This window comes from Actinomycetota bacterium (assembly GCA_018334075.1).
Taxonomy (GTDB): Bacteria; Actinomycetota; Coriobacteriia; order Anaerosomatales; family UBA912; genus JAGXSC01.
This window is the reverse complement of sequence record JAGXSC010000005.1, coordinates 1-6,743: the sequence shown is the minus strand read 5'-3', so window position 1 is coordinate 6,743 and position 6,743 is coordinate 1. Positions and strand designations below refer to the sequence as shown.

Below are 6,743 nucleotides of genomic sequence, written 5' to 3'. Positions count from 1 at the left end.
GACTTAGCAATATAGGAGAAGTCATTTATAGCTTCTGCCAGAGCAGTAAATTCAGAATCAGTTAACTTAGCACTTTTACGTAACCCTTCAAGTAATACAGCTAACTCAACTGGACCTTTTACATTTCTCAATGTTGCTAGTGCACCTTCACGGCTAAAACCACCACGTTCCGTCATGATTTTAAGCCAGTCAGCCATTTCACCACCACCACTAAATGACCAGTCTCCAGTTTTCTTATTCTGTTTCCATTCCCCAAGACTCAATTGACCTATTTTGTCCTGAACGTCTTTTGAAATATCACTAATCTTCTCAAAAGAAAGGTCAAACCCAGTATTCCTTAATGCAGCCAGTTGTAGGGCTTGTGTTTCTTCTGGTAGGATACCCATTGAACTTACACGGCTAAGACCTCTGGATTGCAGCACAGCGCTTTGTAGAGCCATTACTGCACGAGAGTAACCCATGTATCCCAAAGCACCTGCCCCAACAAGACCAGCACCTGCAATTGCTCCACCAAATCCTAGACCACCTGAACCACCTTTACGGAGATTACCAATTCTTTCTCTCAGTGTCATATGCTCTTTAGATAGATCACGTGTACTTCTTAAAAGCTGTCTTGTACTTTCTCTATATTGATCAAGTTCAATTTTGCCTGAACGATATCTTCTGTTAAGATTTTCAAGCTCTCTTGAGAATTGTCTTGCTTCTTTTGCACCAAGATTTAATCTGCTAACTTCAAAAGCTAGTTGATTACTTCTTAATCCAGACTTACTATCTCTTCTTTCTTGATTTCTTCTTGCAAGCAAAGCTTCTCTTGCAATTCTTTCACGCATCTTATCTACATTTTTTTGCTGGTCAAGCATATCTTTAGTATATCTTGCCATCTCAGCATTTTGTCTTTTCACTCTTTCACTATCTTCTGCAAAAGCTTTTTTAAATACATTAGCACTATCTCTTGCAGACTTTCCTGGGGATTTGTTTACCCCAAGGATCCTGTTATATGAGTTTTGAACATTCTTTGCCGCTTGCTTACTTCTAAGTTTTGCAACATTCTCCATAGCTTTTATGTGAGCATCCATAACTTGTGTTGCCGTCTTCTTAGCATTTCTTACAGTTGCTCTGGAAGCTACAGGAGATGCTATGGCATTAGAAGCTGTTTTAGAAAACTCTTGCTGGAGTTTTTTCATGTCATTTCTGACAGCTTTTAAACTCTTGGTATCTGTCTTATAGACAATCCTGTTGACCAGTGTTGCGGCTTCTACCTTAGTAGCCATAATAACTCCTGTTAAACTTTAGGTTTCTTTATTTCATTTTGTCTCTTAACTTCTAGATCCTTATTACCTAGATCTTGAATATACTCTTTTAGTGCAATTGCTTCATGAAGTTGTAGGAAATATTCTACACCGTATTGATCTAGTGTATATCTCGTTTCTGATGTTTCTGATACAACCCTAAAAAACATATAATCATACCAGGTTAAAGACGAACTTTTCCTAGCAACATCCATAGCTTTTTGAATGCTTGGATTTACTCGGCTTTGCTCAGACCCACTACTGGGATTATTGAGCTTATAAGTTTTCCGAAACCTGTCTTGAAAAAAGGGGCGTAGTTAATCTCCACAACTTTTGCCATTAACTGGATAATAACTTCATTTCTTCCCATGAACAAGGAATCAAAGTTTTCAAGAACACTTTTGTTCTCAAAATAAACTTCATCCATTAGCATCGAAATAAATTCAAGAAGATTGTCTTCATCCATTGTATTAAATAGTTGCAGGAGTGCTGCTGGCAATGCTTCAGAGAAGTTTGCATCACCAGGTTTACTATCGATCATCATTGCAATTGGTACAGCAAAATACTTACCAATTTTAGAAATTCTTGCGAAAGTTTTTGTTGGACTCCAGTGGATGATTCTGAAATTCATCTTTTCACCATTAAGGCATTCCGCAGTGAAAGCTGTCTCTGGTGCGGCTAATCTTTTCATTGCAGACGCTTGTTGCATACTTTGAATACTTTGCATATTATCTCCATAAAAATAAAGCACGACATTGTGCCGTGCTTTTATTATAACATAAATATTTTTATTTTAAAACAACTTAAATAGTAATACCCTGAATAGAGTTCAGAGATATTGCTGTAGTTCCTCTTACAAGAGTACAATCTTTAAGTCCAATAACCCAATCAATAGAGGTTACTTCCGAACCGATTGTATTTTCACCTTGACTTTGAATCCAACCAATTGTATTAATAATAAATCCACGTGGATCTTCCATATACACAGGAAAAGCAACTTCTCTTGTTAAATACATCTGCTCATGATATGCCGTAATGACATCATTAGCACCAGAGGTTGCTTGAAGTGATAGAGTAAGAGTCCCTAGTTTATTTCGTTGTAATGCCAAAGATACATCACCATCTGTCCCTGAATAAGGAACAATGATATCACTGGTCTTAGTAATAGTGATTTTAGTATCTGTAGCAAAACCATAAGGTGCCCAACCACCCAGAAGTAGAGTCACTTCTGAAGGATCGTAGGCCATTAGACCTGTCAGCATTTGATCCATTGTATTCTCCAATAATATGGGGAGTTAAACTCCCCTTTAAAATTAACGGTCAACCAGAACGTTTACCTGAACTTTAATGTAGTGAATGAAACCAGCATAAACATATTCAACTACAACACCATTCAGAACACGTTGTGCGATGTCATTGGTTGGAATATCTGCTCTATTAGGTACATAAACAGTTGGACGTAAATCCTCTCTCATACCTGTTTCAGAAGAAACGTTAATCTCGTTAGCAATAGAACCGTTAAGAATCCCTTGGTTAAGAGGGTTATCCCAAATTGCTTGACGAACTTGAGCAAGACCTGTAGAAGTAAATCTAACACCAGACAGAAGATCAGAACGACGCTTCAGCAGTGCAAACAGACTTTCAGCTACACGAGCTTTCACCCAAAGTGCATGATGGATTGTGTCACAGAAGTTGCCATCAACCATTCTACCATCACGATAGAAGTTTTGACCGTACTCACGACGATAAATATTACCGTTCTGTGCTACAATATTTGTTTCTTGTGTAGTACTTAATTTTTGAACTGCAAGCCCAATTAAAGTCTTACCATGCAGAGTTGTAGTACCAGGATCCGCAGCAGCAATCGCACCAACAACAGCAGCTTCTGGGAAAGTAGTGTCTGCATCGGTTCTCCACATTGCAAAACCTGTGTTACGATAACCAGATAGCATTAATTCTTGTAGAATATTTCCATCTTCTGCATTAACTACGGCAGTATCTTGTGAACTCGTCCAGTAGATCTTATCATGCTCTTGTGCATAACCTGCCAGATTCATTACATCTTCAGGAATATGACTATCTGAAACCATCCAGAACCATGTGTTATTTGCATCTGCAACTGCTGAAATATCTTCTAATAGATCAGAACTCACATGACGAATTTGACTCATGTTTGTCCCAACAGAAACATCCAGAGATTGTCCAGCTACAGGAGTAAGAACTAAATCATCACCTGTTACTGCTGCTGTGACTCTTGTATTCCAAGTAGTATCCGCAGAAATTAATGTTTGTAGTCCTGTTGAAATTTCTACAGCAGTCGGTGTAGATGTTGCCACAAACTGGAATGCTTTAGAAACTGAGCCATGTTTCAATGTAACAGTGTAAATAGCGTTTGCTACTGGAACAGGAGTGATAGTATAATTTTCTAGTTGTCTACGACCGACAATGATTTGATCTGGAGCACCAACACCTTGGAACATCAGAGATGCCATTTGGTATGTTGGGGAGTCACTTGCAAAACCTGCTTGAAGCATTGCATCAGTTGAAGTATAAACATCAACAGTGTTTTCAGTGACATTGTGTGCTGCCAGGATCAATGCAATATCGAATACAGCAGTTTCAATTACTGCTGAACCGAAGACTAGTGTTACGTCAATAACTTTATCAATTAAAGTTGCCATTACAATAGATCCCCTTTTTAAGTTGTAAGGAAAGTGACATTGATGTCTTGAATAACGGGACCAGTGTCGTCACCGTCTTTATTTGTATAAATAGACCCTGTTATAGTTTCAACTAAATTAGGGGCATTAGTATCAAGTGAAGAGATTCTTGCACAGAATGTTACAAGCATTCTTGCTCTTTTTTCTGTTTCAATTCCGTCAAATACAGTATTAGCAGGTGTTGCATTAGATACATCTAAAATACCAATACCTTTAGAATATAAATGTTGATATCTTAATTCCTGAAATCCTCTAAAAGCTTGGATTAACAGTGCAAGTGTTGCCATTGGTCTTCCGAATCTTGCTACTAATTCTACAGTAAAGGTTAAATCTGTTTCAGCAATATACCTACCATCCGGTGTGACTTTATTAGTATTTCCCCAGCCATTCGAATCATCATATGATAAAATATGAACACCGATTGAGGGTACTGTTTCATCAGGCCATGGTTGATCTATTAAAAATAAACTTAATCCTGTTACTTCTCCAATAAAGGAACCTATATTTTCTAGCAGATAGTCTTCAACTAATTCCATTTTATCTGCATTAACCATAGTTTCCTCCAGTAGTATTTGAAGAGTCCATTGAGTTATTTATTTCTTCTCTTACTGCCGCACAATGATAATGTGACAAATAAGATGTTCTTATCCAATCTTTGAAGTTATAAATAGAGAACCATTCACCATTAATCTGGATTTGATCAGCAAGTTGATTGGTATTCTGCTCTAATCCTTTCATTTCAGTTTTACACCAAAATTGATATGCTGCTTTAGATCTATAACCTTCTGGAAGTGCTTGAAGTGTCCTACCATCTATTGGTTGTAAACTACATTCTTCTATTGTAAAATCTGTGTAGTCTACCGTAGCATAGGAATTTTTAAAGACGCTTTGGGTTGATTTAACATATTCTCTGTGTCTTCCTTGATAACTTTTTAATTCTATGAGTGTTAATTGTTCTAATAACACAAAACCTCCTCTACACTTAATTTTAGCATGAAAATGGTATAATAATCAAGACTTCTCATTGATCTTATATTCAGCACTATTAAGTAACTCAGAAGTTTCTACAAGAATAGTTGAACTTCCTTTTTTAGCTACAGTTTTTGGTGCCAGTGGAGTAAATCTTTGAGACATGATACTTCTTTGAATAGTTCTTACCCCAGTTACACCAACAGGCTTAAATGAAGCATTCGCATCCTTTCTTTTAAACAGATAATCAATCATGCCTTTTCTCATAGCTGAAATATCTTTATCATTTAATAGTTTCACACTGTAGAAAACAAAAGGTCTTGCTGGGATATTTCTTTTTACACTACCATATTCATGAATTAATGCTAAGGATCCTATAGGAAGACCAGAGGCTTCATGTGTTTTATCTTCAAAATATCCATATTCTACTGAAACTTGATCTAACCTGCTTGTCCTTTCTTGGAGTTGATCAAAAAAGGACATATCCCATTTACTATCAACTTTTAATGACATTATCTTCGTCTCCAAGGATTATATGGATCTACAAAAGTCCCTCTAGGTCTTCTGTTATCAACACCAAATCCCCATAAACCATTGACACTATTAGGATCACATTTCACTCTGTCCACTTCATTTCTTTCTACACCACCAATGATAACACCTTTGGCAATAGGACGAGTAGTACCTGGAATCCATAGATCTCCATTTAAATATCCATCGAGAATTTTTTGCCATTTTGAAACATAGTCAGCAGTATAACCAACTTCTACTTCAACTTGTCCAACTTTCTCTCTTCTGGTTGAGCCAGCAGTTCCGCCACCACCATTTGGATCTGTATAGATTAGATAATATAAACAATCAATTGTGGCATTATAAAGAACAACTGGTTCTTGTCTAGGATCAGGATAAATTGCAGTCCATTTATCAATATTAGCTGCAATAATAGCATCTGGCAGTTCTTCTTCTGTTGGATAAAAACAATATGATCTAACTTTAAGAATTTGCTCTGGAGTTGCCATAATTATTCCTCAGTTTTAAGTAGAGAAATAATTTCTTCTTTCTTCATTGTGGCTTTAACTTCAAGACCTTTTTCAGAAGCCAGAGAAATCAACTCTGCTTTTGTTTTTTCGTCTAGTTTTCCTTGAGAGATTTTAGCTTCAACTTTTTCAAGATATCCATCTTCAAATGTAATAAGATATCCGAAATTTGCTTCAATACAACCACTAGGAATTAGTTTAACATTGAAAGTCTCTTTAATTAATTCACAAAGATGTATAAAATTGCATCCACCAATAATCCCTTTAGATTTACTGAACATTGCATAATTTGGTGCTTGTCTGTCTAATTCAACATCATCATTAATTTTATTTAGAAAAACTAAGAATTCATTGAAATTCCAGAAACTTTTTTGATTTTCTTTTACTACAAACATTCATTCCTCCATTATAAATAAAGGGAGATAGCTCTCACTATCTCCCTTTAGATAAGGATGCTATACTTAGGACATTGTGCTACGTACAACCAGTTCAGGGCGAGTGTTCACAGCTAGCAGAGAGAACTCTGTTTCAATGTGAGCAGTACGGTGATCCTGAAGCATGTACATGTAGAAGTCTTGTGCTACATCGTTAGCATCAGAAACAGTGTCAGCAGGAGCATAGAACGCCTGGAACATGTTAGGGATACCACGTGGGAAGAAGTAAGCTTCGTCAGTCGGGATAGTTCCATACGGATCTTCTACATAAAGAACACCGTTGAAGAACCAAGA

At 36.7% G+C, this 6,743-nt stretch carries 10 protein-coding genes; all 10 read right to left on the bottom strand.

Annotated features, from left to right (window positions below; translation table 11 throughout):
- On the bottom strand, positions 1 to 1,271 hold a 1,271-nt coding region (locus KGZ89_00505; GenBank protein ID MBS3973341.1), incomplete at its 3' end, for a hypothetical protein.
- A gap of 253 nt (positions 1,272 to 1,524) precedes the next feature.
- A complete protein-coding gene (locus KGZ89_00500; protein MBS3973340.1) occupies positions 1,525 to 2,016 on the bottom strand; it encodes a hypothetical protein in 492 nt (163 codons plus the stop codon).
- A 76-nt stretch (positions 2,017 to 2,092) separates the two neighbouring features.
- Positions 2,093 to 2,560, bottom strand: coding sequence for a hypothetical protein (locus KGZ89_00495; GenBank protein MBS3973339.1), 468 nt, complete (start codon positions 2,558 to 2,560; stop codon positions 2,093 to 2,095).
- A 42-nt stretch (positions 2,561 to 2,602) separates the two neighbouring features.
- The gene (locus KGZ89_00490; GenBank protein MBS3973338.1) at positions 2,603 to 3,970 is read right to left on the bottom strand and encodes a DUF3383 family protein; all 1,368 of its coding nucleotides are present in this window, start codon (positions 3,968 to 3,970) and stop codon (positions 2,603 to 2,605) included.
- Positions 3,971 to 3,987: 17 nt separating this feature from the next.
- A complete protein-coding gene (locus tag KGZ89_00485; GenBank protein MBS3973337.1) occupies positions 3,988 to 4,563 on the bottom strand; it encodes a hypothetical protein in 576 nt (191 codons plus the stop codon).
- Positions 4,556 to 4,975 carry a hypothetical protein gene (locus KGZ89_00480; GenBank protein MBS3973336.1) on the bottom strand — a complete coding sequence of 140 codons (420 nt, stop codon included), beginning with the start codon at positions 4,973 to 4,975 and terminating at the stop codon, positions 4,556 to 4,558. Before KGZ89_00480 ends, KGZ89_00485 begins: the two co-directional genes overlap by 8 nt.
- 45 nt (positions 4,976 to 5,020) lie before the next feature.
- Positions 5,021 to 5,491 carry a hypothetical protein gene (locus tag KGZ89_00475; protein ID MBS3973335.1) on the bottom strand — a complete coding sequence of 157 codons (471 nt, stop codon included), beginning with the start codon at positions 5,489 to 5,491 and terminating at the stop codon, positions 5,021 to 5,023.
- Positions 5,491 to 5,997, bottom strand: coding sequence for a hypothetical protein (locus tag KGZ89_00470; protein ID MBS3973334.1), 507 nt, complete (start codon positions 5,995 to 5,997; stop codon positions 5,491 to 5,493). The genes KGZ89_00475 and KGZ89_00470 overlap by 1 nt, the downstream gene beginning before the upstream one ends.
- A gap of 2 nt (positions 5,998 to 5,999) precedes the next feature.
- Entirely contained in the window at positions 6,000 to 6,410 is a 411-nt protein-coding gene (locus tag KGZ89_00465; protein MBS3973333.1) for a hypothetical protein, read from the bottom strand.
- A 66-nt stretch (positions 6,411 to 6,476) separates the two neighbouring features.
- Positions 6,477 to 6,743 (bottom strand): major capsid protein (locus KGZ89_00460; GenBank protein MBS3973332.1); only part of this gene is annotated, 267 nt, incomplete at its 5' end.

What these genes read in the sequence shown, in the direction of transcription:
- KGZ89_00485 (MBS3973337.1), bottom strand. Translation starts at nt 4,563, where the DNA reads ATGGTTAATGCAGATAAAATGGAATTAGTTGAAGACTATCTGCTAGAA.
- KGZ89_00465 (MBS3973333.1), bottom strand. Translation starts at nt 6,410, where the DNA reads ATGTTTGTAGTAAAAGAAAATCAAAAAAGTTTCTGGAATTTCAATGAA.
- KGZ89_00495 (MBS3973339.1), bottom strand. Translation starts at nt 2,560, where the DNA reads ATGGATCAAATGCTGACAGGTCTAATGGCCTACGATCCTTCAGAAGTG.
- KGZ89_00490 (MBS3973338.1), bottom strand. Translation starts at nt 3,970, where the DNA reads ATGGCAACTTTAATTGATAAAGTTATTGACGTAACACTAGTCTTCGGT.
- KGZ89_00500 (MBS3973340.1), bottom strand. Translation starts at nt 2,016, where the DNA reads ATGCAAAGTATTCAAAGTATGCAACAAGCGTCTGCAATGAAAAGATTA.
- KGZ89_00475 (MBS3973335.1), bottom strand. Translation starts at nt 5,491, where the DNA reads ATGTCATTAAAAGTTGATAGTAAATGGGATATGTCCTTTTTTGATCAA.
- KGZ89_00470 (MBS3973334.1), bottom strand. Translation starts at nt 5,997, where the DNA reads ATGGCAACTCCAGAGCAAATTCTTAAAGTTAGATCATATTGTTTTTAT.